The following is a 24,301-nucleotide window of genomic DNA, read 5'->3' as shown; positions in this document are numbered from 1 at the left end:
ACGTTGGAGCCGAGTGAAGATTTTGAATCAAGTGGCCCGCCGCAATTTGGTGTCTGCGGCGTTCTTCATGGACTCGTTGGCAGTCTCTATAATGGCAGCATTCCCGAAGGCGCCGGGATCACGCCCGGCACGCGACGCGGCCCTTCACGAAGTCCCACGGCCGTCGCCGGCGCGAGGCCCAGCCGAGACCGATGCCGTATCGAAACGCCGCACTCACCGCGGGCAGCGTCCAGCGCTCGCCGTCGGCACGCCGGATCCTGCGACAAAGCAAGTCCGCGTGAATCGCTCGGAGCGTCTCGTGGTGCTCGACCCGGCGGCAGATTTCGCCGATCGTCTCCAGGTCCGCAGCCGGCGGAACAACTTGCCCATCGCGACACGGCCAACCGAACGGCGGTCGACCTACACGCTTGCCCGCTGCTCGAGCTACGGCCAAGCCGTCGCGGATCCGTTGTCGATGGTATTCGTCGAGCGCTTCCTGCCGAATGCGTTCGAGCTCGTCATTACCGGGCCCGGCCGAAAGATCGATCGTCGAGTGATCGGACAAGACGACGACGACCCGGGCCTTCAGCTTCGCCATCTGCTCGAAGGTTCGATCGTGCAACCGCCACGTCGGGCCCAGGGCGATTGCATCGATCAGGAACACGACGTCGCCCGGTTCCAGCGTGCGCATGGTCCGTCGCCAACCGGGGCGTTTGAGCAGCGGCCGAGTGGCCGAGGCCGGATCGTCGACCGCCAGCCGAGACCGGACAATCCCGACCAGTACGTTGCGCAGCCGATCGCGGAATGCGTCAGCGTCGCCGAGCCCGTAAAAGAAACAGATGCCCGTCTGCCGCCGGCGATCAAAGGGTGGCGCCGCAGCGCGGCCGCGCTTCATCCGGTTCAGTAGTCGGGAGAGTGAACGGCTCATGCTCCGCATTGTAGCAAGCCGCCGCAAGCGATTGGACGCGGGACACGTCGCGCGCCGTGCCGAACTCCGGTCTAAGTGCAATCAGCCCCCGTCGCCACCGCTATCGCAGTCGTCGGCCTGACCGCGCAACTCCACGGGTTCGGAACGGTCCCGACCGCGATGCGGCTTAGGCTTCGTCCCGGGCGGAACGTGAACGGGTGCGTCGAAGTAGAAGTGATGCACGAGCATCAGGCCGAACGCGAGCAAGGCGAAGATGACGAAGCCCATGAAGATCTCCGCGGCATGGAAGGTCGAGCGGTGCGAATCCTGCGCTTACCTTTTCTTAACGGATAAAAAGTGCGAAGGGTAGCTACAACACCGGCCACGCGCGTTTCATTTGGGGGCCACCCCGGCGGCCTACCCGTCGCGTCATGTCGCCCGTGCCGCGTCGTTCGATCGTCGCTCGTTCCCGCGCCTCGTCGCCTCACGTCCACGCTCACGTCGTCCGACGACGTTGGCCGAGGTCGGTCTGCCTCCGAACGTTCCGCGAGCGTTGGGGGCAGTCTTCGTATCGCAGGGCCGAACGCTTTCAAATCGCATCGTCGAACAGATCCTGTACGGTACAGGGTGAAACCTGTACGTACGCTCTTTCGCCGAGCAGTAATGAAATTGAATGAAATGTTTTGCAATGGTCGATGATGTGTGTAGAATTCCCCCGCACTCGGGAAACTACGGGTTTTCTTAAGCTGAACAGCGATTATTAAATCGCGTTCCCAACGCTGCTGTCGTGGGTTCGATCCCCATCACCCGCTCTGGTTGGAAGTTCAGTCGATATGACGACTTAAGTAACCTGCCCACATGGGCAGCGCGGCTCATTGATGACCGGCGGCGGCGACCTACGCCAAGGTCGCGATGGTCATGCGGTTCCTCGGGCTTTCCCCCAACGGCAAGACGCCGGCCCTTGAGTTCGAGCCCATCGTTCTGCTTCGTGATAAGCAACGACTCGTCTTACTCCGCGGCAAATCGGTAACCGATGCCTTGTTCCGTGAGAATGAAGCGGGGTTGCGCCGGGTCGTCTTCCAACTTGCGGCGGAGCGTGGCGATGAACACGCGCAGGTAGTGCGTCTCCTGCGTGTCGTTCGGGCCCCACACGTCGCGCAGCAGTGCGCGATGGGTCAACACGCGTCCGCTGTTCTTCACGAGCGTCGTGAGAAGCTTGTACTCGAGCGGCGTGAGATGAATTTGTCTATCGCTTCGATGTACGAGCCGCGCCGCCAGGTCGATCCGCAAATCGCCGATCTGCACCTCGGCTGCTTCGCCGGCTCGATTCACATGCCGTAGCGCATTGCGCATCCGAGCTAAAAGCTCGCCGACACCGAACGGCTTCGACACGTAGTCGTCGGCACCGCCGTCGAGCGCTTCGATCTTCTGCTTCTCCTGATCGCGGGCCGAGAGGATGATGATCGGCGATTGGAGCCATTCGCGCAATCGTCGCAAGACCTCTTGACCATCGACGCCGGGCAGCCCGAGATCTAGGATCACGAGATCCGGCGGCTGCGCGATCGCCGCTCTTAAACCCTCTTCGCCCGAAGTCGCTTCGACGATTCGATAGCCTTCGTTCTCCAGCGCTGCGCGCAAGAAGCGGCGAATCGGTTGCTCGTCTTCGATCACGAGCACGAGAAACGCGGCGGGTCGTTCGGCACCGGGCATCGTCAGGCTTCCGTTCGGCGGCTGAATATCATCTGCTTTGCCGTCATTCTACCGAAACTTTCGGCGAATCGGCGCGAAGCGGCAATCGAAGCAAGAACTCGGCACCTCCTTGCGCACGGTTCGCGGCGGTGATCGTGCCGCCGTGGCGTTCGGCGATCGCGCGACAGATCGCCAGCCCGAGCCCGCTGCCGCGCCCGGCGTCGGCCGTCGGCGAAGCGCGATAGAACTTTTCGAAGATCCGTTGTTCCGTCCCAGGTACTAGGCCCGGCCCGTCGTCGGCCAGCGAGAGCAAGAGCCACTTGACGTCGACGTGCGCCGTGATCGTGATCTCGGCCTGCGCCGGCGTGTAGCGGGCTCCGTTCTCTAACAGGTTCACGAAGAGTTGCTCGAGCAGCAAGCCGTCGACGAACACGAGCGGCAACCCTTCGTCGAGGCGGACCGTCACGGTTCGCGGCTCCAGTTCCATGCGCGTCCGGCGCAGCGCCGAACCCACGATCTCTTCCAGCACGTGCCATTGCAGGTTCGGCCTCGCAGTGCCGGAATCGAGTCGCGACATTTGGAGAATGTTTTCCAACAGCCGGTTAAGCCGAGTCGCTTCGTCGAAGATCGACTCGGTGAGCTGCCGACGCGTCTCCGCATCGTCGGTGTTAGGCAGACGGAGCAAGCTGCTACTCGCACCGGCGATCGAAGCGAGGGGCGTTTTCAGATCGTGCGAAACGCTGCTTAGCAAACTGCTGCGCACCTGTTCCGATTCCGCTTGAATCCGCGCCTCGGCCGCTTCGAGCGCCATCTCATCGCGCTCGAGCGCCAACGCGAGCTGACCGGCGAACGCTTCCAGTAATCGGCGCTGGTCGGGCTGCAACAGCGTCTCCATCTCGGCGACTCGTACGCCGAGCGCGCCGACCGTCGATTGCGAGGCCGACAAAGGCACGAACAGTGCGGCGGCATTCGGCAACGTATCGGTTCCGGCACCGGCGATCCGATCGTGATCGACGACCCATTGCGCAGCCGGCCCACTGACGGGATGCCGGCCGATCGAGGTCGTCTCCCCAAACACGAGCGTCACTGGTTCGCCGCGCCGGGTCCGATAGATCGCGACCTCGCCGTACATCGCTTCGGCGATTTGCTTCCCCGCGGCCGACAAGAGAAACACCTCTCCCGACAACGCGCTGAGTTTTCGCCCGAACTCGTACATCGAACAGATCCGTCGCTCGCGGACGGCGCCGCGCGCGAGCTGCGACTTGAGCCGCGCCGTGATCGTGCTGATCGCCAGTCCGATGCCGAGCATCACGGCGAACGTGACGAGATACTCGGTGTCGGCGACGGCGAACGTCCATGTCGGAGCGACGAACAAGAAATCGAACAGCAACACTCCGGCGACGCTCGCGGCGATCGCAGGCCCACGTCCGAAGCGATACGCCACCCACGCGACTCCGGCGAGGAACACCATCACTTGGTTCGCTTCGGCAAGCCCCCAGCGCGAGAAGAGTTGCGCAATCGCGGAGCAAATTGCGAGCACGAGCGCGGTCGCGATGTACGGCCGCCACGCAGTACGCGCCCCCTGCGGCGCTGCCGATTGGTGTTCCGGCGCCGGTGCGCGTGCCGGCTCTTCTTCGCCTTGAATCACGTAGATGTCGATCAAGCCGCTTTGCTCCAGCAACTCATCGACCACGGTGCCGAACAACAACCGCTTCCAGCGCGGCTCATGCGACTTGCCGATGCAGATCTTCGTCACGTTGCGGCTGCGGGCATAGTCGAGAATCGTCGCGGCGATCTGGTGCCCGGCAAGCGTGACCGTTTCGGCTCCGAGTCGTTCGGCCAAACGAAAATGGGCCGCGATGCGATCCGGATTCCCGGCATTACTGGTGGCTGTGTCTCGTTCGACGGCGACAGCCAACCACGGCGCATCGAGCGCCACGGCCATTCGTTTCGCCGTCCGAATCACGCGGCTCGTAGTCGGGCTCGGGCCGATACAGACCAGCAACCGATCCGTCGTCGCCCACGGCTTCACGACCGATTGTTGTCGCCGTGCCGATTCCACATCGCTGTGGACATGCTGCGCGACGTGCCGGAGTGACAGTTCGCGTAGCGCCGCGAGATTCGCACGCTTAAAGAACCCGACGATCGCCTGTTGCGCTTGCGCCGGGATGTAAACTTTGCCGGCTTGCAGACGTTCGACAAGCTCTTCCGGCGCAATATCAACGAGCTCCAGATTGTCGGCCGAGGCGAAGATGCGGTCGGGCACCGTTTCCCGCACGACCACGCCTGTGATCTGCCCGACGACGTCGTTCAGGCTTTCGATGTGCTGCACGTTCAACGTCGACCAGACGTCGATGCCGGCTTCGAGCAGTTCTTCGACATCTTGCCAACGCTTCACATGGCGGCAACCGGCGGCATTCGAGTGCGCGAGCTCGTCGACCAGCAGCACGCTCGGCTTCCGCGCGAGCGCGGCATCGACGTCGAACTCGGACAGGACTACACCTTGGTACTCGATGTTCCGCACGGGAATCGCTTCGAGCCCGACGAGCAAGGCTTCGGTCTCGGCCCGACCGTGCGGCTCGACGTAACCGACGACGACGTCGCGCCCCGCGGCCGCGGCGCGCCGGGCCGTGGCGAGCATCGAGTACGTCTTGCCGACCCCCGCGGCATAGCCGAAGAAGATCATGAGCCGGCCGCGCTCGGCATGCGCTTCTTCGGCCTGCACGCGAGCGAGGAGTGCGTCGGGATTCGGACGTTCGGCGGTCATTTCAGTTCCGAGCGGCGCGGTCATTTGCCAAACGGTCGAGGGCAAGATTCAACGGCAGCACGTTCACGCGCGGCTCACCGAGCAAGCCGAATTGCCGGCCAATCGTCTGTTGCCGCACCAGCTCGCGCACTTCATTCTCGCCGATTCGCCGCGCCGCGGCCACTCGTCGTACTTGCACTTCGGCGGCCGCGAGGCTGATGTGCGGATCGAGCCCGCTGCCGGACGCCGTGACGAGATCGACCGGGAACTTGGTCAACTCCGGATCGTATTGCCGAAGCGCCGCGATCCGGGCTGCGACGGCGGCTTTCAACGTTGGGTTCAGCGGACCCAAGTTCGATCCGCTCGACGCCGCGGCATTGTAGGGCACAGGGCTCGTCGCCGAGAGCCGGCCCCAGAAGTATTCCGGCTTTGTAAACTGCTGCCCGATCAGTTCCGAGCCGATCGCTCGGCCGTCGGCTTCCATGATCGAGCCGCCGGCTTGAGGCGAGAAGACCGTCTGTGCGACGACCGTAACCAGCGCCGGATAGAAGCCGCCGGTGAGCAAGGTCATGAGCCCGAGCAAGATGATCGAGATGCGAAAGTTTTGAAGCAAGTGAAGTCTCCTTGGTAGGGACATGAACGAATCAGATCAAGCCCAAGCCGGTGATGAGCAGGTCGATCACTTTGATGCCGACGAACGGCACGATGAGGCCGCCGAGGCCGTAGATCAGGAGATTGTCGCGCAGCAACTGCGCCGCGCCGACCGGTCGATAGGAAACTCCCTTGAGCGCGAGCGGCACGAGTGCCACGATCACCAGCGCATTGAACACCACGGCCGAGATGATCGCGCTCGCCGGCGAGCCGAGCCCCATGACGTCGAGTGCCTTGAGGGCGGGATAGGTCGACGCAAACGCGGCCGGCAAGATCGCGAAGTATTTGGCGACGTCGTTCGCGATGCTGAACGTCGTGAGCGAGCCGCGCGTCATCAAGAGCGTTTTGCCGATGCCGACGATCTCGATCAGCTTCGTCGGGTTCGAATCGAGATCGACCATGTTGCCGGCTTCCTTTGCGGCTTGCGTGCCGCTGTTCATCGCCACGGCGACATCGGCCTGAGCCAGCGCCGGGGCGTCGTTCGTGCCGTCGCCGGTCATCGCGACCAAGCGTCCGCCGGTTTGGTAGTCGCGAATAAGCTTGAGCTTCGCCTCGGGTGTGGCTTCGGCGAGGAAATCGTCGACGCCGGCCTCGGCCGCAATCGCGGCGGCTGTGAGCGGATTGTCGCCGGTGATCATGATCGTCTTGATTCCCATACGACGGAGCTCCGAGAATCGCTCTTTGATCCCTCCTTTGACGATGTCCTTGAGTTCGATCGTGCCGAGCACTTTTGCATCGCGACAGACGACCAGCGGCGTACCACCGGCCTGCGCGATTTCCTTTACCGCCACGCGGACGCCGTCGGGCACGAAGCCGCCGAGAGTGCGGACATGGGCTTCGACGCTGTCGGTCGCCCCTTTGAGAATCCGATGCCCTTCGTAATCGACGCCGCTCATCCGCGTCTTCGCCGAGAACTGAATGAAGTTCGGTTTGATCTGCTCGAGGTTCCGCCCGCGGAGGCCGAAGCGATTCTTCGCCAGCACGACGATGCTCCGCCCTTCGGCCGTTTCGTCGGCCAAGGAAGCCAGGTGCGATGCCTCCGCCAGGTCTTGCTCGCTCACGTCGCCTGCCGGAACGAAGCGGGTCGCCTGACGGTTGCCGAGCGTGATCGTGCCGGTCTTGTCGAGTAGCAACACATCGATGTCCCCCGCCGCCTCGACGGCTCGGCCCGACATCGCGATGACGTTCGCCTTGCTTAAGCGATTCATCCCGGCGATGCCGATGGCCGAGAGAAGTGCGCCGATCGTCGTCGGAGCCAAGCAGACCAAGAGCGCGACAAGCACGGTCACGGTGATCGGCGAACCTTGCCCGGACATCTCGACGCCGTAGAGCGAAAACGGATAGAGCGTCGCTGTGACGAGCAGGAAGATCAACGTCAACGCCGCGAGTAGGATGCCGAGTGCGATTTCGTTCGGCGTCTTCTGCCGCTTCGCCCCTTCGACCATCGCGATCATCCGATCGAGGAAGCTCTCGCCGGGCAACGTCGATACACGAATGATCAGCCAATCGGAGATCACGCGCGTGCCGCCGGTCACGGCGCTTCGATCGCCGCCGCTTTCGCGCACGACCGGCGCGCTCTCGCCGGTGATCGCACTTTCATCGACCGACGCGACTCCTTCGACGACGTCGCCGTCGGCGGGAATCGTTTCCCCGGCCCGTACGATCACGAGGTCGCCGATGCGCAGTTCGCTCGAAGCGATAGGAACCGTGTCGCGCTTCGTCGGATCGAGGAGCTTCCGTGCGGGTACGTCGGCGCGAGTCTTACGCAGGCTCGCGGCTTGTGCCTTCCCGCGCCCTTCGGCGATCGCCTCCGCAAAGTTTGCGAATAGCACCGTAAACCAGAGCCAAACGGATACGGCACCGATGAAGCCGGTCGATTCGACTCCCACTGCACCGGCGAGCGCGCGGAGCCAAATCAACGTCGTGAGGATGCTGCCGAGATACACGACGAACATCACTGGGTTGCGAACCTGATGCCGCGGGCTCAGCTTGCGTAACGACGAATAAATCGCATCTCGCACATCGGCAACGTTCAGCTTCGGAGTTTGCGTCGTGGTCGTAGTCATCATTGGGCTCCTATCCCGGCGGTGTTCAACATCAACTGTTCGACGATCGGCCCCAGCGCCAACGCCGGAAAGAAACTCAAAGCTCCGACCACGACAACCACCGCGATCAACAAACCTGCGAACAGCGGCGTATGGGTCGGCAAAGTGCCGGCCCCCGTCGGCACTTTCTTCTTCGCGGCGAGCGAGCCGGCGATCGCCAGGACCGGCACCATGACCCAGAATCGGCCGATGAGCATCGCGAGCCCGAGCAAGCCGTTGTAGAACGGCGTATTCGCACCCAGGCCCGCGAAAGCGCTGCCGTTGTTGTTCGACGCCGAAGAAAACGCATAGAGGACTTCGCTGAAGCCGTGTGGGCCCGGATTGAAGACGGTCGCTTTTCCTTGCGGCATGAGCACGGCTGCCGCAGTGCCGAGCAGCACCATCGCACAGGGGAGCAAGATCACGAGCGACGCCATCTTCATCTCGAACGCGCCGATCTTCTTGCCGAGGTATTCCGGTGTGCGCCCGACCATCAAGCCCGCGATGAACACGGCAATGATCGCGAACGTAAGCATGCCGTAGAGCCCGGAGCCGACGCCGCCGAAGACGACTTCACCGAGTTGCATAAGCCACATCGCGGCGAGCCCGCCGAGGGGCATGAACGAGTCGTGCATCGCGTTGACGGAGCCGTTCGAGGCGGCCGTCGTCGCGATGCCCCAGAGCGCGGAGTTCATCGCACCGAAGCGAGTCTCCTTCCCTTCCATGTTGCCGCCCGATTGCACGTCGCTCGAGGTTTGATCGACGCCGAGCGCGACGAGCGCAGGATTGCCGTGCTGTTCCGACCAGACCGCAACGAGCAACATCGCGCCGAAGATCGCGGTCATCGCCGCCAGCACGGTCCAGCCTTGCCGCCGATCGCCGATCATCTCGCCGAATGTGTAACAGAGCGAAGCTGGTATCACGAGGATCGCCAACACCTGGAGAAAATTCGAGAGCGGCGTCGGGTTCTCCAGCGGATGGGCCGAGTTCACGTTGAAGAAGCCGCCGCCGTTGGTGCCGAGTTGCTTGATCGCCACTTGCGAAGCGGCCGGGCCGAGCGCGATGCGCTGTGTTGCGATAGTGTTGCCGTTCGCGTTCGCGGTCGGCTCGACGAGCGTGACTTCGCACGATGCCGAAAAGGTCTGCACAACTCCTTGCGACACCAACACCAGCGCGAGCAAGAGCGACAACGGCAGGAGAATGTAGAGCGTTCCGCGCACGAGATCGGTCCAGAAATTGCCGAGCGTCGCGATGCTTTGTCGCATGAAGCCGCGCACGAAAGCTACGAGCACTGCCATACCGGCAGCGGCCGAAACGAAATTCTGCACGCCGAGCGCGGCGATCTGCGTGAAATAACTCATCGTCGTCTCGCCGGCGTAGCCTTGCCAATTCGTGTTCGTCGCAAAGCTGATCGCCGTATTGAACGACGAATCGGGCGACACCGCCGCAAGCCCTTCCGGATTGAACGGCAACAGAGATTGCAGACGTTGCACGGCGTAGACCGCGCCGGCGCTAACGAAGCTGAACGCGAGCAATGCGGCGGCGTATTGCCGCCACGTCATCTCCGACTTCGGATCGATGCCCGAGAGCCGATACACGAGTCTTTCGCAGGGGCCGACGATCCAGTTAAACCACGTCGGCCGGCCGAGATAAACGTCTGCCATGTAACCGCCGAGCGGCTTGACGCACGCGCCCAGTACGATCACGAACAGCGAGAGCTCGAAGAGTCCGTGGATGTTCATGCGAACCACTCCGGTTTGAGGAGCGCTACGAGCAAGTAGATGCCGAGCGAAACGGCGATCGCTCCGGAAAGCAAGTGAGTCCAGTCCATGACTATTTCTCTCCCATAAGATGCGAGGAGAGATCGAGCAGCAGCTTCGAGCCGACGAAAAACGCCGCCAGTGTCGCGAGCCAAACGAAGTCCATATCCGGTCTCCCTTAAGAAGCGATTCTTCTTAGGGAATTAGACCGAGAACGGTATCAAACAGGCGTCAAGACCGACGCGCGAAACGTCAAGGTTTCATCAAGACGGCGAGCTCGGCAATCGCGTCGCGCTTGCTGTTCTCGGCCCGGCCGCCGGTTACAATGGCTGCGATTAGCTATCGAGCCTCAACCTAGTCGGAGAGTTACGTCTTGAAGAAACATGCGTTCATAGTTCGTACGGTCGCGTCGAGCATCGGCTGTATGCTGTTGCCGTTCATGGCAGCAGCCGGTGAAAAGATCTCGAACGAAGGTTTATTAGCGCGCTGGGAAACGCATGCGATGGAAACTCGGCAGAGCGCGCCGGGAGTGCCGCTCCAACCGCTCGGGCTGTATCGCGACGAGGCCTGTATGGAGCCGGCTACGGCCGAGGGGGAATTCGTCGCCGCGTTTCGCGACGAACGGACGGGCCATGGCCTTACCTTCAAGCAAGCCGATCTCGCTAAGCGAGCGACGCTGCGCTTCGTTGAGGGGCGACCGGTCTTGCGGTTCGACGGCATCGACGATCATTATCTGATCGAAACGAAAGTTCCGCTCGTTACGCTCGACTATTGGGTGCGATACCGCATTCTCAAAGCTGCTCCCGCGGCGAACACCGCGATCCTCAGCGGCCTGTCGCCGCCGGGCTTGAACTTCACCGGGCCGGATGGCTTCCGACTGCAAACGCAGGATTACGAACGCTCGACCGCGCAGAACATCATGCAGGTCGTGCATGTGAGCGCTCGCGCGAAGCGCTTCAAGATGTCCGTCGACGGGTTGCCGATCGCCGAAGGAGATTGCTTCGCCGGAACTTCGACCAAGCTCTGCATCGGCGCGCAGTTGGTCCCGTATCCGGCGGGCTTCACGGCGATGGACCTCGAGGCGGTGATCCTCGGTTCCGACGTAGCGGCCGAACGGCGAACGCAGATCGATCGCCACTTGGGCACCCGGCTCGATGTGCCGCGAATCGTCTGCGTCGGCGACTCCATCACCGACGGCACGCACGGCGGCTTCGGCCTCGTAGCGACCGAAGAGTATCCCTCGCAACTGCAATTGCTTCTGCCGCAGACGTTCATCGTCAACTCGGGGCAGTGGGGGGCGTCGGTCGGTAGTCTGCCGAAGGTCGATCAACTCTATTCAACTGGCGCAAAGTTAGTCGTCTTCGTCGGCACCAACGATCTCGCAGGAAACAGAACGGCCGAAGCGACGTTCGACGACCTGGCTGCCTACTGCAAGGCGCGACGAAAGCTCGGCTGGGAAGTTTACGTCGGCACCGCGTTGCCACGTTGCTCGGGTCCGCCGACGAGGGTCCCGCCCGACTTCGAGGCGAAACGTCAGGCGCTGAACCAGAAGATTCGCGACAACTACTCGTCGTTCGCGACCGGTCTCGTCGACTTCGCCGCCGATCCACGCATCGGTGAGCCAGGGGATGAGAAAGACACGACGTATTACAACAAAGACGAAGTGCATACGACCGCCGCCGGTGCGAAGGTGCTGGCGGAGTTGGTGTTCCAAGTCCTCTCGCGAAAAGCGGGTTGAACGCTCAACGCAGGTCGAACGCTTTCCATAATCGCTTCGCTCGCACCACTTTTTCGTCGGCATCGAACCTTATGTACTACGCTTTCCTTCGATATCCGTTTTTCCTGCACTGTGCGTTCGCAATGCTCGCCGTTAGCTTCCCGCTGCAATCCGCTCTACGAGCGGACGACGACGAAGCGGCGAACCGACCGTTTCTCTCTCCCTTGTTCTCGGAAAACGCCGTCGTGCAGCGCGATCGCGTGGCGCCGATCTGGGGTTGGACGACGCCCGGCGGCAACGTGACCGTTGCGCTTGGGAGCGCAAACTTCTCGACGCAAGCCGATGCAAGCGGCAAATGGATGCTCAAGCTCCCGGCGCAGCCCGCCGGCGGGCCGCACGTGTTGACCGTGACGGGTACGCGGCCCGACGAACGTGTGACGCTGAACAACTTGCTGTTCGGCGACGTTTGGATTTGCTCGGGCCAATCGAACATGGAATGGACCGTCGCGCTCGCACGAGACGGCAAAGCCGAAATCGCCGCCGCCGACTTTCCGCAGATCCGGCTCCTCGCGATTCCGAACGTCCCGGCGATCACTCCACAAGAGACGTTTCAAGGGAAGTGGCAAGTCTGCACGCCGAAAACCGTGGCGGAGTTCAGCGCCGTCGGATACTTCTTCGGTCGCAAGTTGCATCAAGAGACCGGCGTGCCGATCGGGCTGATCGACTCTAGTTTCGGCGGTACGAATGCCGAGGCGTGGCTCAGCGCCGCAGCGCTCGGCACGATGCCCGACTTTCAAGAGCGCGTCGAAGCGATCCAGGCTCAGGCCGCGGGGACCGATCGTTACGACGAGCGGATGGCCGCGTGGTGGACGGAGAACGATCCCGGCACCCAAGCCAAATGGAACCTACCGGCCACCTCCGACGCCGCCTGGAAGACTTGGAAACTGCCGCGACTCTTCGACTATCCCGACGGACCGTATCCGCAGTTCGACGGGATCGTCTGGTTCCGTCGCGAGGTGGATGTGCCGGCGAGTTGGGCCGGCAAAGACCTGAAGCTCGGGCTCGGGACCGTCGACGATCGTGGCACGATTTTCTGGAACGGCGAAATGATCGGAGTCACCAATGTTCACAATGTCGCCCGCGTACATACCGTGCCTGGTCGCTTGGTGAAGGCCGGGCGGAATCTGATTGCCCTGCGCGTAGTGGATGGGGGCGGCGGAGGTGGGCTCGGTGGATTAGAGAGCGACATGAAACTTACATCGGTGGGCGAACCGCCGATATCACTCGCCGGTGCTTGGCGGTGTTTAGCGAGCGCGCCGATGGAGAAGCTCCCGAAGCCGCCGCTACAGTTTCGCGGCTATCACACCACGGTAACGGGACTTTACAACGGCATGATCGCGCCGCTCGCGCCGGCCGCGATTAAAGGAGCGATCTGGTATCAAGGCGAGAACAACAACGGCCGCGGAGCCCAGTATCAAGTCTTACTCCCGAAGCTGATCGCCGATTGGCGCAAGAGCTTCTCCGCCGACGATTTCCCGTTCTACATCACGCAACTCGCGAACTTCGAAGCGCACGACGAAGCGCCACGTTACACCGGCTGGACGCAGATCCAAGAAGCGCAGCGACTCGTCTCCGAGCGCGTCTCGAAATCCGGCCTCGCGGTGATCAACGACATCGGCGCCGCCGGCGATATTCATCCGACCAACAAACAAGACGTCGGCCTGCGACTGGCGCTATTGGCCCTCGCCAAAGACTACGGCAAGCAAGTGGAATATTCCGGGCCGACGCTCAAGAGCCATGCGATCGAAGGGAGCGCCGTCGTTCTCCGCTTCGATCACGCCGAGGGAGGGCTTTCGCTGCGCGGCGACGCCGATCGTGTATTTGCGATCGCCGGTGAGGACGGCAAATTCGTCTGGGCGAAGCCGGTCGTGCAAGGTGATACCATCACGGTATCGAGCTCCGAGATCGCCAAGCCGGTCGCGGTGCGCTTCGCCTGGTCGAACAACCCCCGGGCCACGCTCTACAACGGCGCCGGACTTCCGGCAGCGCTATTCCGTACCGACAGCTACGAAAAGTAGTCGGGAACGAACTTGCCCCGACGATCCTCTCTACACGCCTCCGTCTCGGCCGTAAGCTAACTCTTAGTTCCGCGGAATTTTTACGCTTTCCGTTGCGCCCTTAGCGAGCGAATACTGCGGTTTGTTGATCCGCCGCACGAATGCGGCGGACCGGCAACCACGGACGGGCGGAGAGCGGTGAGGGCTAGAACGTGATTCCCGCTTGCAGGCGGAAATTGACCGGAGCCCCTGGGAAGATCTGGTACTGGTCGAGCGAGCCGGTTTCATAACGGGCGTTGAACACGTTCTCAAGATAGCCGGCACTGTCGAACCGACCTTTGCGAGCGAAGAGACCGATATCCCAGCGGTTATACGAGTCGAGACGCAATGGGCTGCCGAAAGCGCCTCCGTAGTCGCCGCGACGATCACCGACGTAGACCCAGCCGAGCGCGGCCCCGAACGTTCGATCGCGCTCTTGAATGAAGTTGTAGCGCGTCCAAACGTTCGCCAAGTTAAACGGCACACCTCGCACACGACCGTTGATGTTATAGAGCGGATCGTTCGTCGTATCTCGTTGCTTCACGTCGGTATACGAGTAGTTGCTGATCGTGCTCATCCGCTCGGTCCATTGACCGACGAGCGTCATTTCGATGCCTTTGCTCCGTTGGTCCGCTTGGGCATACATGATCCCGCTGTCCGGCTGAACGGCGACGTTCTGACGATAGATATTGAACGCACTGAAGGTATAAGTCAGGTTGTCGAAGATGTTTGCTTTGAAGCCCGACTCGAAGATCTGACCAAGCTCCGGGTTCGTATTCGCACCGGGCAGCGGAAGCCCGAAGGCCGCACCACCGACGGGATTGAACGACGACGTGTACATGGAATAGAACGACAGCGCATCCGGCACGGCTTCGAAGATCAAGCCGACGCGCGGAGTACCTTGGTCGAACGAGTTTTTCGAAAAGAAGGAAGCGGTCCCTCCAAACCCATTGGGAATAGTGAAATCGGATGTTTGCCCGACATGATCGTAGCGAGCCCCATAGAGTACTTTCCAACGCTCGCTGAGAGTGACGAGATCTTGAAAGTAAACGGAGTGACGACTCTGGTACAATCCGTTGAAAGCGAACGTAACCGGTGGATTCGTGACGAAGCCTCCGAACGGGCCGGGCAATGTCGGATCGACGGCCAGTAAGTTCGTGGTCGGATCCAGAGCAATCAGCCGCGGATCGGTCGAGCCGAAGTTGGCGTGCTGAAAACGCCAATCTTGCTCCGTGCCGACGACCAAGTTGTGCTCAAACAGCGGACCATCGAAGTTGCCGTTGAGGTTGGCGATCAGGGCTTGGTTTTGTCCCGATTGCCCACCCGTGAATTGTCGGCGGGGAAGATCCGGATAAATTCCTGCGCCGGCGGCGTTGTAGAATCCTGTCGTCGGATTGATGGACCCGGTTGCGAAGGCGAACCCCGGTTGGTCCCCTTGAAGCTGTTGATCGTAGAACAGCGAGCTGCCGCCGAGGTAGAACGACCAGTCGTCGTTGATGTTGTGGGTCAACGACAGCGTGTTGCGATAGTCGTGAGACTTCAGGAAATTGCCGGAGTTTCCGAGAAAGCGGCTGCTTGGAAGTGCGCGAGTATTGCCGTTGATCGCCGTGAGGCCCGTATCGTACTGCCGTCGATCGTTGTTGAATTCCGCTTCGTAGACGAGGAACGTGTCGTCGTCGAGCAGGACCGTGAACGTCGGCGCGACGAACGTCCGTTCGTTCGAGCCGTAGCCGCGGAAACTGTTTCCTTGCTGATGCGCGGCGTTGACGCGGAAGAGAATGTCTCCCGCTTGGTTCATGTTGTTCGCGTCGACGGTGAAGCGCTGGAAGTCGAAGCTGCCGACCTGCGCCGTGCCGACGACGAAGCGATCTTGTTGAGCGCGCTTCGTGATCACGTTGAACGTACCGGAAGGAAGCGCCGAGCCGTAAACGATGGAAGCGGGGCCCTTCAAGATGTCGATCCGCTCGATATTCGCGAAATCGCGCGGCGTGTTCGTCGGGTCGAGGAAGCCGTTTTTGCGGAAGTTTTCCGAAGTCAATTCAAAGCCGCGCACGATGAACTGGTCGGGACGACGAACGCCGTCGCCGCCGTTGCCGTTGGCCTTCACCGCACCGGCGATGTCGCGGATGACGTCGTCGACGTTGATGATCTGTTGATCATGGCGCATCTGTTGCGTGATCGTGTCGACCGAGCCCGGATAGAGAATCTTCGGCATGTCGATCAGCGAACCGGTCGTCGACGAGGTCGCTTGATAACCGGCGACGCCGCCTGGTTGAAACGCGTTGGCCGTGAGGATCGAGGGGGTCGGCTGAAACGGCTGGAAGTTGGGCGTCAGGTTCGGAGCCGGCGGCTCGGCCACCACTTCCGTTTCCGGGAGTCGCGGGACCGTATTTCCCGGCTGGGTCGGTGTCGCTACGGGCGGGGTCGGCTGCTGAGCAGCGGCGATACCACCATCAAGGACGCTCCAGGCGAGCGCTCCGGAGGTAACGAAAAGTCCGAGCCAGGAGCGGAGTGACATCCTTGTAACCCTTGTAGTATCTCTAGGGGCGCATAAACACCTTGCGTTACCTGGGACTATCGTCACCCTCGGCTTACGTCTCAAAACTAGAATCTGATCGTGGTAAGAACTTCGTAGGTTACGCAGTCGTAACTACTGATGCTTGCAATATTCTCATGGCCGTCCGACCGTGGATCCGGCGGAATACAGGGGCGATGCAATGCTAGCCGGGCGTCGCAACGCCCGGTCGGAAGCATTGCATCTCGATCTCTTCGAGTGAGCAGCGGTGCGCGTCGGCCGCTGCGCGTAAGCCCAGCTCGACGGCTTGTCGCAGTTCTTCGGGCGCGCAGCCGACACGCGCGTTGATGATCAGCTGCAGCGCGGCCAACTCACATGCGCCCGGCTGCGACAACTCCGGTTCGGCGGCGGTGCTGATGAGATTCGCGACGGCGAACTTCCCTCCTTGAATGCCGATCACTTTCAAGTGGCTGACCTCGGCCTGGAGTTGCCGCAGCCGCTCCCGAATCGCACGGACGACATCGAGCAATAAGTCGTCGATCGGAACCGCTCGCTCGGCCGTGACGAGTATGCTTCCGTTGAGCCAACCGAGCTCGGCTTCGCCGGCTCCATAGACTGTGTAGTCGAGCGGCACCGCCGGCTTGTCGTTTCGGTCGCTCTGCTCGAACATCGTGGCGACGTGCTCGAAGCCGGCGCCTGTCGTGGCCGACATCGCTAAGACGGCGAGTTGCGGATACTGCTCATGGAGCAAGCTCGTAATCTCCGCGACTTGCAGCGGCGTGAGTTGGTCGATCCGATTCACGACGACGAAGTCGGCTTCTTCGAGTTGCTTGCGAAAGATGTAAGCCGCTTTCGGGGAGAAGCCGGCGTTGTCTTCGTTCCGCAAAATCTTGACGGCGTGCGTCGGCTTGACCAACACCCCGAAGGGCGCTACTTCGAACTCTCGACCATACGCTGCGCGCAGCGGTTGGAGCACGGTCGCGACCATATCGAGGCAACTCCCGACCGGCTCGGCGATCACCACGTCGGGACGACCCGCTACACCGAGCACTCGGATCATCTCGATCAACTCGCCGACGTTGCCGCAAAAGCAGATCCCCGGCAACTCACCGACGTGGAACCCTTGAGCGCGGAGGTTCAACGTATCGACCAGGTCGGAAGCCTTATCGTTGGTGATCAACGCAACGCTTTTACCCTGCGTTTGAAAATGCCGCGCCAGGCGTGCGATCGCGGTCGTCTTCCCGGCGCCCAGAAAGCCTCCCAACATGAGGAAGCGAATCGGTCGGCGTGGTTCGATGACGCGCTCGACGACAGATTTAATGGCGGGTTCGACGGCGGGAGCGACGACGGACATGGGGGCTAATATACGGGGGCGGGACGGGCGGTGGGCGGGAGCGCTTCCGACTGGGCCGCTTTCCCTGAGTTCGACGGAGGATTAAACTTATCACGTTCTTAAGAGTGTCGCATGTAATTTGCAGATTCGTCGAAACTGCTCGGAGCGATCTATGTCGACGACCGCCGGTTCCACCTATTCCCTCTCCGATGAGCAATCGCAGCAATACGCCGCCGATGGCTTCGTCGTGCTTCGCGGTGCGTTCTCGCCGCAAGAAACGGCCGCGCTCGAAGCTGAAGCGAGCAAGCTCTGGTGGCGCAAAGACCTGATCGACATCAAGAACATTCGCTGCCGCTGGCAAAATCACGTTGAAACCGGCGAATGCACGTTCGAGTGCTTCGATCCCGTGATCGACATCAGCCCGCTCATCGGGCAAGTGGCCGAGGACCGCCGCATTCTCGATCCTTTGGCCGAAATCTACGGCGAGCCGGGCTGCCTCTTCAAAGACAAGCTGATCTACAAGCCGCCGGGAGCCGTCGGCTATGGGATGCATCAAGACTACATCGCTTGGAAGACGTTTCCGCGTTCGTTCGTCACGGTCTTGATCGCGATCGACCCGGCCGACGAAGAAAACGGAGCCACGGAGTTGTTTCCCGGCTATCACAAGCAAGGCTCGATCATGCCCGAAGACGGCATGTATCACGAGATTCCGCTCGACAAGATCGACCTCTCCCGCGGTGTGAAGCTCGATCTTCAGCCCGGCGACGTCGCGATCTTCGACGGCTTTACTCCGCATCGCTCCGGCCCGAACCGGACCGATCGTTACCGCCGCCAACTCTACCTAAGCTACAACGCCCTGAGCGACGGGGGCGAGCAACGCGCCGGGCACTACGCCTACTTTCACGAGTGGCTCGTCGCTCGCTATGCGGAATACGGCAAGACGGAAACGTATTTCCAATGAGCATCGCTTTCCAATGAGTACCGCGGAAGATCGCGCACTACCGGCAACATCGCCGGAAGAGATCGGGCAACCCGTCGACGAACAGCGTACGGCTCGCAACGTCGTGACGCTCGTCGTGGCGGCTGCGGCGATGGTTGCGACGTTTCCCGGTCGCACGTTCGGCCTCGGGTTCGTCGAGGCTCAACTGACCCGCGATCTGCAACTCAGCGAACTTGAGTTCAGCCATATCAACCTCTGGGCCACGCTGATCGGCGCCTTGGCTTGCTTTCCGACCGGGCGTTTGATCGACCGATACGGACTGCGCGTCGTGTTGTTCGGCACGGCGTTGGCGCTTGGCGTCGTGACGCGCGGCATGGCCGGCGTGACGACGACCTCGATGCTGCTGATCTTGATTACGCTGACCCGCGCGTTCGGCCAGAGCGCGATGTCGGTGGTGAGCATTGCGATCGTCGGCAAGTCGTTCGATCGCCGCCAGACGTGGCCGATGGCCGCCTTCAGCTTATGGATGACGATCGGGTTCATGGCCTCGGTCGGAATGGTCGGCTCAAGTGTAAAAGAAGCCGGCTGGCGTTACGCTTGGTCGGGCATCGGCATTGCCGTGCTGTGCCTGGCTCCGGCCGCTTGGCTGTTGCCGAAAACATTGCCGATGTTCGCCGACGAGAGTTCCGAAGCGACGGTCGGTCGCGGCTTTACCCTCCGCCAAGCACTCGCGACCCCCGCCTTCTGGCTCTTCGCTTCGGCCACTTCGCTCTTCGGGCTCGTAGCGGCGGGCATTACGCTTTTCAACGGAAAAATTCTCGCCGAGCGCGGCTTCGACTATGCGACCTACTATCAGACGGCCGTGATCGCTGCGCCGTTCGGCTTGCTGGGGCAAGCGGCCTGCGGCGGGCTGGCGCGACGCTGGACCTACCAACGGCTCACGACCCTTGGGATGACGTTGTACGCCGTATCGCTCCTGGGCCTGACCTGGATCGACACGAAGCAGCAGTTGATCGCCGTGTCGACCCTGACGAGTTTCTCCGGCGGCATGATCACGGTCATCTTCTTCGCCGTGTTCCCTCGACTGTTCGGCCGTCGCGAACTCGGGCGCATTCAAGGGGCCGCTCAAATGCTGACGGTCTTCGCCTCGGCGCTAGGTCCGATCCTCTTCGGAGCGTCGATCGAATTTACCGGTTCCTATCGGCCCGCGATTATCGGAATGGCGTTCATCGTGCTTCTCGTCGGTTGGGCAGCGGTTTTCGTTGCCTCGCCGAAGCTGAGCGAAGAGAATGCCTCGGTCTAGCTTCGAACTACTTCCCCTTGCCGGCGACTTAGTATGTCTACGCTCGAAACCGCCGCGGATGTCGTCAAGTTTCACATCTCGCTCAACACCGGCAACCTCTTTCGCTCCCTCGCGTTCTACCGCGTATTGTTCGGAGTCGAGCCGGCGAAGGTGCGCGGCGACTACGCGAAGTTCGAGCTGGCCGAACCGCCGGTCGTGTTGTCGCTCATTCCGATTCCGCCCAGCAGCGGCGGACATATGAACCACGTCGGACTCCGCTTACTTGATTCGGCAGCGCTGGTCGCCGTCCAGCTTCGGCTCGAACAAGCAGGCTTCGCCACGCAGCGCGAAGAGGGAGTCGAGTGTTGCTACTCGAAGCAGACGAAGTTCTGGGTTCAAGATCCCGACGGTGCGTTGTGGGAACTCTATGTTCTGCATGGCGACGCCGACGAGCACGACGAGCATAACCCAAGCCGTACGCAAGGGCTCACCGGCAACTCGACTTTCCGCGGCCGGCTCAATGTCTTGCAGCCGACCACGTCCGCGGCGCTTCCATCGTCGACGCCGCAAGCGACTGCCGTCGTTTGGCAACATCTACTCACGCAACCATTGCCCGAGCGCATCGACCTTGCCGACGGTTCGGTCGACGATGTTCAGCTGCTAGGGACGCTGAACATGAAGCTGGAGCGGGCACGAGTGAGCACCTTCATGCAAGAGGTGCGTCGCGTGTTGCGTCCCGGGGGAACGATCGGAGCGCATGCCTTGACGTCCGATCGACCGCTGCCGGAGAAGCCGGTCTTGCCCGGCCCGGCGTCTTTGGTTGAGCACGTATGGACGGAAACGGAAGCGAGCGAGTTCTTTGCCGAGGCGGGATTCGTCGGAGTTCGGTTCGTAAAACTCGGCGAAAAACCTTGCTTCACCGTCGGCGAAGCTCAACTTCGCGAAACGAGGCTCGCGGCTTCGGCGCCCGCAGCCGAACCTTGCGCCGAGAAGACGGTCGACGTTCTTTATCGCGGCCCTTGGCGCGAACTGCATGACGACTACGGCAACATCTTTCCTCGCGGCCGACGCGTTCGCGTCACGGCCGCGCAGGCCGCGGCGCTCGCGGCGATGCCGCATGCCGGCGAGTTCCTCTCGTTCGGCGGTGCCGCCCCGAGCGGTGGTTGCTGCTCGTAGGCATCCTACTTCGCGCGGCTGGGTTGCAACCAGATGAACGGCGTGGCGGGGCCTCCTTGCACGATGGCGAAGCAAGCCAAGTCCGGGCGGCCGTCGGCGTTGAAGTCGGCCACGGTCACGGAGTGCTCGAAGTGCAGCAGATAGTCGAGCACGATCTTCTCCGTCCGATCTACTCCGAGGCCGGCCGCACTGCCGAGAAACACTCGCACTTCGTCGCGCTGGCTAAGGCCGAAGAGCAGATCGTCGAAGCCGTCGCCGTTCCAATCGGCGACGGTCGCGGCGTCGCGCGCATGTACGACTTGCAGTGTTCCCTCCGGCTTCAGTTCGAGCGTGGTGCTCGGCTGCGCGGCGAACGGCACTCGTGCATCGCCCGTATTATGAAACGCCAATATCTTTCCTTCTCGTTCCGTGATGATGACGTCGGGCTTCCGATCGCCGTTCACATCGCCGACCCCTAGGTGCAACCATTCACCGGAGCTGGGTACCTGAAGTCGCAACGTCGCCGCCTCGGGAATAACGTCGCTGGCATCGCGCAAGCGAACGCTTCCGTCGTTGGAGACCCAATCCAAGCGGCCGTCCCCGTTGAGGTCGAGTTCGCGAATGTCGGCGTAAGGAACCTTGAGCGTCGGCGTTAACGGTTCGGCGCGTAAACGGCCCGCTGGATCCGACGTGACGACCTGAGCTCCGCTGAATTGACCGAACGCGACGACTCTGCCGGCGCCCGACTCCTTCCGGTCGACGACGCGCAGCTGATACGGTTCTTGTACGCTAAACGTCTTGATGTCGTATGCGCCGACTTGGTCGCGCGAAGAGAGCAACGCCGACGCCGCTCGACCGACAACGAAGAAGTCGCCCCTTCGATCGCCGTTCAACGTCCGTAGCCGAATCTTTTGCGGCAGGCCGATATCCGGAACCGGAATTTCGAAGTCTGCCTTCATCGGATCGAAAAGTCCCTCGCGCTCGCTCCGATTGAGAAACACTTTCACGATGCTCCGCTCTCCGTCGGGCGAAACGACCGCGACGTCGGGCAAGCCATCTCCGTCGATGTCTCCGAAGTCGGCCGAAACGGCACCGGAAAGAAACCCCGTAACGAGTACGTTCGATTGGTGGATGCGGAAACGAGGATCGGGCTTTTCGGGAGTCATCTTCCCCCACCCGACGTGCATGCCGAATGCGATGCCGGCCGCCACGTATTTATCGGGCCCGACGACCGGACCATGCCCCGGCAAGACGGTGTCGACGCGTAGCGAGTCGAGCTTGCGCAGGCTTTCCAACACTTGCTGCGGACTGAAATTGATGCTCCCCGCATAACCTAGCCGCCCCTCGGGCATAATCAAATCGCCGATCGCGACGAACCTCTTACCGTCGCGCTCGAAGAGCCAACCCATCGATCCGAAAGTGTGCCCCGGCAATCTGAGAGCAACGACGCGCAAGCCCGCGAGATCGAGTACCCGTTCTTCGTCGATCTTGATATCCGTCGGCACCGGTGGATGCAGCCCGTAGCCCGTGCCGTCGGGAAGCTGGTGCTGCAACGTGTAGGCCATCTCGCGACTACAAATGAACTGCGCACCGGTAGCGACGCGCCAGAGATAAGCGCCGGGAGCATGATCGCCGTGTTCGTGCGTGGCGAGCACGTATTTGATTCGCCGCGGATCAAGCCCGACGGACTCGATCGCTTTCCATTCACGCTCGAAGGAGAGACCCGCATGCCCTTCGAGCAGGATCAAGCCGTCCGGCGCTTCGATGATCCGCTGCCCACCTAGATCGCTTTCGACGCGGCCTCCCGGCAACTCCCACAGACCTTGGGCGAGCTTCACGCCGTTTGCATTCTTGATCCACGACTTCTCAGTCGTCGGCACGGCGACCGCGAGATCGACGAGTCGTTCCGCCTTAGCGTTCGCGGAGAGATTCAGAATCTCACCCGAGGTAGTAGCGGCGATCAGTCGCTTGCCGGAACGATCGAACTTGACGAGCGCTGGTTTACCGACCTCGATGCCGGCAGGCAACGCCCCCTCGACGAGCGCAGCTTCGGCGAGCCGGTAAACACGACCGTTCCAACACGCGATGGCGGTCGTTCCGTCGTCGGCTACGGCGAGGCTTGCGATCGCGTCGGGAAATTCGCGCGTGCGGATCTCGCCGGTCTCGATGTCTAAGAGCCACATCGTCTGCGCTCGATCGTCGGCCGGGAGAATCGATTGGCCCGCTAGGCCGCGACAGGTCCAGTGGTGCGGATAGGCCAGCAGCTTTCGACCGCCGGGCAAGAACTCGAGGTCGACCCAACAGGCCTGCGAAAACTTCGCGGCATCGAACCGACGAACGACCTTGCCTCCGCCGTCGTAAACCGTAATCGTCGGTTTGGCGGGCATGAAACGCACGCCGTACGGAGTGTCGACCCCGGTGGCCGACGATCGAACCCAGCGCTGCCAACCGCGATAGTCGGCCGTGGCGACGCGCGACGTGCTTTCGGAGAATTCCGAATCGCGCGTCACGCCGATCGAGAGCGGTGCGGAGATCGGCTCGTCGCGCTGAGGCAACAGGCCGCGGCTTCCGTCGGCCAACAGCGGCCGGCCATATTCTCCGAGCTCTGGCGCGGTCGATTCCGCAACCTCGGCGACGATCGGTCGCGACCAGATCGGCGTTTGCGTGCCCGGGCGGAACAGGAACAAGTTGTTCGACTTAGTCTCCTTCGTGTCGCCGTCGGCATGTCCGCCGACGAGCGCGACGCCGCTGCGATGCACGGAGAGTACCGTAGGTTTGAGATTCCGAAAGTACGACTTCGCCGTCGGGTTTGAAAGATTCCGCACGGATCCGCGCGCCGCATCCGCCGTCGGAGCCGGTTCGGCTTTCGCGACATCGAGCCAAAGAATTTGATTCTCATTGAGCGTTACGGCGCCGCCGGAATAGGAACGCAATTGCTTGCCGACGTGGTTGCTATGGTCTCCGTAATGGAACAACGAGATCCCGCCGGTCCCTCCGACGATCGGCAAGGTCGACTCGCCGCAAGCATACGTGGTCGGTTCGTCGAACGCGGAGCCGTTGGGCATCATGCACATTGCAAACGCTTGGTCACCGGATGCGGCCGCAACTTGTCCGATCCAACGCTGCCCGACACGATACGACTTCAAGATCTTTCCGGCGGCATCGAGCACATGCACGCTCGGCTCGGCGGCCGGCGCGATCGTTCCCACGACGATCCGCGAGCCGTCGTCGCTGACGTCGAGACAAGCGATTCCTTGCGGCGGTAATAGCCCGAGGCCGCGCGCGTCCCACTTCGGCACGCGCGTGTCTTCCGCCGCAAGCGGACTCGCTAGGCATGCCATCGCCAAGGCCAGCGAGGCCCAAGAGTAGTGCTTACGAAACCGGGTCGGGCATTCGATTTTCATCGGGAACGTTCCCCTCGGAGTGAGTTCGTCGCCGGCGCGACGT

General features: G+C 61.9%; 16 protein-coding genes. 5 read left to right on the top strand and 11 right to left on the bottom strand.

The window, feature by feature from the left end:
• Positions 1 to 118 precede the first annotated feature (118 nt).
• The 8 genes from K8U03_01375 to kdpF all read right to left on the bottom strand — a co-directional run bounded on the left by K8U03_01375 (position 119) and on the right by kdpF (position 9,887).
• Complete coding sequence (locus tag K8U03_01375) at positions 119 to 670, bottom strand: hypothetical protein (GenBank protein ID MCE9603534.1); 552 nt, start codon at positions 668 to 670, stop codon at positions 119 to 121.
• Positions 671 to 988: 318 nt separating this feature from the next.
• The gene (locus K8U03_01370) at positions 989 to 1,174 is read right to left on the bottom strand and encodes a hypothetical protein (protein ID MCE9603533.1); all 186 of its coding nucleotides are present in this window, start codon (positions 1,172 to 1,174) and stop codon (positions 989 to 991) included.
• A gap of 720 nt (positions 1,175 to 1,894) precedes the next feature.
• Positions 1,895 to 2,596 (bottom strand): response regulator, encoded by a 702-nt coding sequence (locus tag K8U03_01365; protein MCE9603532.1) that lies wholly within the window; start codon positions 2,594 to 2,596, stop codon positions 1,895 to 1,897.
• Positions 2,597 to 2,639: 43 nt separating this feature from the next.
• Positions 2,640 to 5,342 carry a sensor histidine kinase KdpD gene (locus tag K8U03_01360; GenBank protein MCE9603531.1) on the bottom strand — a complete coding sequence of 901 codons (2,703 nt, stop codon included), beginning with the start codon at positions 5,340 to 5,342 and terminating at the stop codon, positions 2,640 to 2,642.
• Position 5,343: 1 nt separating this feature from the next.
• Positions 5,344 to 5,934 carry a potassium-transporting ATPase subunit KdpC gene (gene kdpC / locus K8U03_01355; GenBank protein ID MCE9603530.1) on the bottom strand — a complete coding sequence of 197 codons (591 nt, stop codon included), beginning with the start codon at positions 5,932 to 5,934 and terminating at the stop codon, positions 5,344 to 5,346.
• A gap of 31 nt (positions 5,935 to 5,965) precedes the next feature.
• Entirely contained in the window at positions 5,966 to 8,038 is a 2,073-nt protein-coding gene (gene kdpB / locus K8U03_01350; GenBank protein ID MCE9603529.1) for a potassium-transporting ATPase subunit KdpB, read from the bottom strand.
• Positions 8,038 to 9,798: a potassium-transporting ATPase subunit KdpA gene (gene kdpA, locus K8U03_01345; GenBank protein ID MCE9603528.1), complete on the bottom strand. Its 1,761-nt coding sequence runs from the start codon at positions 9,796 to 9,798 to the stop codon at positions 8,038 to 8,040. Before kdpA ends, kdpB begins: the two co-directional genes overlap by 1 nt.
• Positions 9,795 to 9,887 carry a K(+)-transporting ATPase subunit F gene (kdpF, locus tag K8U03_01340; GenBank protein ID MCE9603527.1) on the bottom strand — a complete coding sequence of 31 codons (93 nt, stop codon included), beginning with the start codon at positions 9,885 to 9,887 and terminating at the stop codon, positions 9,795 to 9,797. The genes kdpA and kdpF overlap by 4 nt, the downstream gene beginning before the upstream one ends.
• 302 nt (positions 9,888 to 10,189) lie before the next feature.
• Here kdpF and K8U03_01335 point away from each other — a divergent pair, with 302 nt between their 5' ends.
• A complete protein-coding gene (locus K8U03_01335; protein MCE9603526.1) occupies positions 10,190 to 11,554 on the top strand; it encodes an SGNH/GDSL hydrolase family protein in 1,365 nt (454 codons plus the stop codon).
• A 122-nt stretch (positions 11,555 to 11,676) separates the two neighbouring features.
• Positions 11,677 to 13,611, top strand: a complete 1,935-nt coding sequence (locus tag K8U03_01330; protein ID MCE9603525.1) for a 9-O-acetylesterase — start codon at positions 11,677 to 11,679, stop codon at positions 13,609 to 13,611.
• A gap of 184 nt (positions 13,612 to 13,795) precedes the next feature.
• On the opposite strand, the gene K8U03_01325 is transcribed toward K8U03_01330, so the two are convergent.
• Positions 13,796 to 16,147 carry a TonB-dependent siderophore receptor gene (locus K8U03_01325; GenBank protein ID MCE9603524.1) on the bottom strand — a complete coding sequence of 784 codons (2,352 nt, stop codon included), beginning with the start codon at positions 16,145 to 16,147 and terminating at the stop codon, positions 13,796 to 13,798.
• 202 nt (positions 16,148 to 16,349) lie between these two features.
• Complete coding sequence (locus K8U03_01320; protein MCE9603523.1) at positions 16,350 to 17,498, bottom strand: cobalamin biosynthesis protein P47K; 1,149 nt, start codon at positions 17,496 to 17,498, stop codon at positions 16,350 to 16,352.
• A gap of 151 nt (positions 17,499 to 17,649) precedes the next feature.
• Here K8U03_01320 and K8U03_01315 point away from each other — a divergent pair, with 151 nt between their 5' ends.
• From K8U03_01315 to K8U03_01305, 3 genes are read left to right on the top strand one after another with little or no spacing between them, the layout of a single operon-like run.
• Complete coding sequence (locus K8U03_01315; protein MCE9603522.1) at positions 17,650 to 18,438, top strand: phytanoyl-CoA dioxygenase family protein; 789 nt, start codon at positions 17,650 to 17,652, stop codon at positions 18,436 to 18,438.
• A gap of 13 nt (positions 18,439 to 18,451) precedes the next feature.
• Positions 18,452 to 19,720, top strand: coding sequence for an MFS transporter (locus K8U03_01310; GenBank protein ID MCE9603521.1), 1,269 nt, complete (start codon positions 18,452 to 18,454; stop codon positions 19,718 to 19,720).
• 33 nt (positions 19,721 to 19,753) lie between these two features.
• Positions 19,754 to 20,875, top strand: coding sequence for a VOC family protein (locus K8U03_01305; GenBank protein MCE9603520.1), 1,122 nt, complete (start codon positions 19,754 to 19,756; stop codon positions 20,873 to 20,875).
• 5 nt (positions 20,876 to 20,880) lie between these two features.
• Here K8U03_01305 and K8U03_01300 read toward each other — a convergent pair whose 3' ends face one another.
• The gene (locus K8U03_01300; protein MCE9603519.1) at positions 20,881 to 24,258 is read right to left on the bottom strand and encodes an FG-GAP-like repeat-containing protein; all 3,378 of its coding nucleotides are present in this window, start codon (positions 24,256 to 24,258) and stop codon (positions 20,881 to 20,883) included.
• Between the last annotated feature and the right edge of the window lie 43 nt (positions 24,259 to 24,301).

The organism is Planctomycetia bacterium, assembly GCA_021413845.1.
In the GTDB taxonomy this organism is placed as follows: Bacteria; Planctomycetota; Planctomycetia; order Pirellulales; family PNKZ01; genus PNKZ01.
The sequence above is the reverse complement of the archived record's forward strand: the minus strand, read 5'-3'. Positions and strand labels throughout refer to the sequence as shown.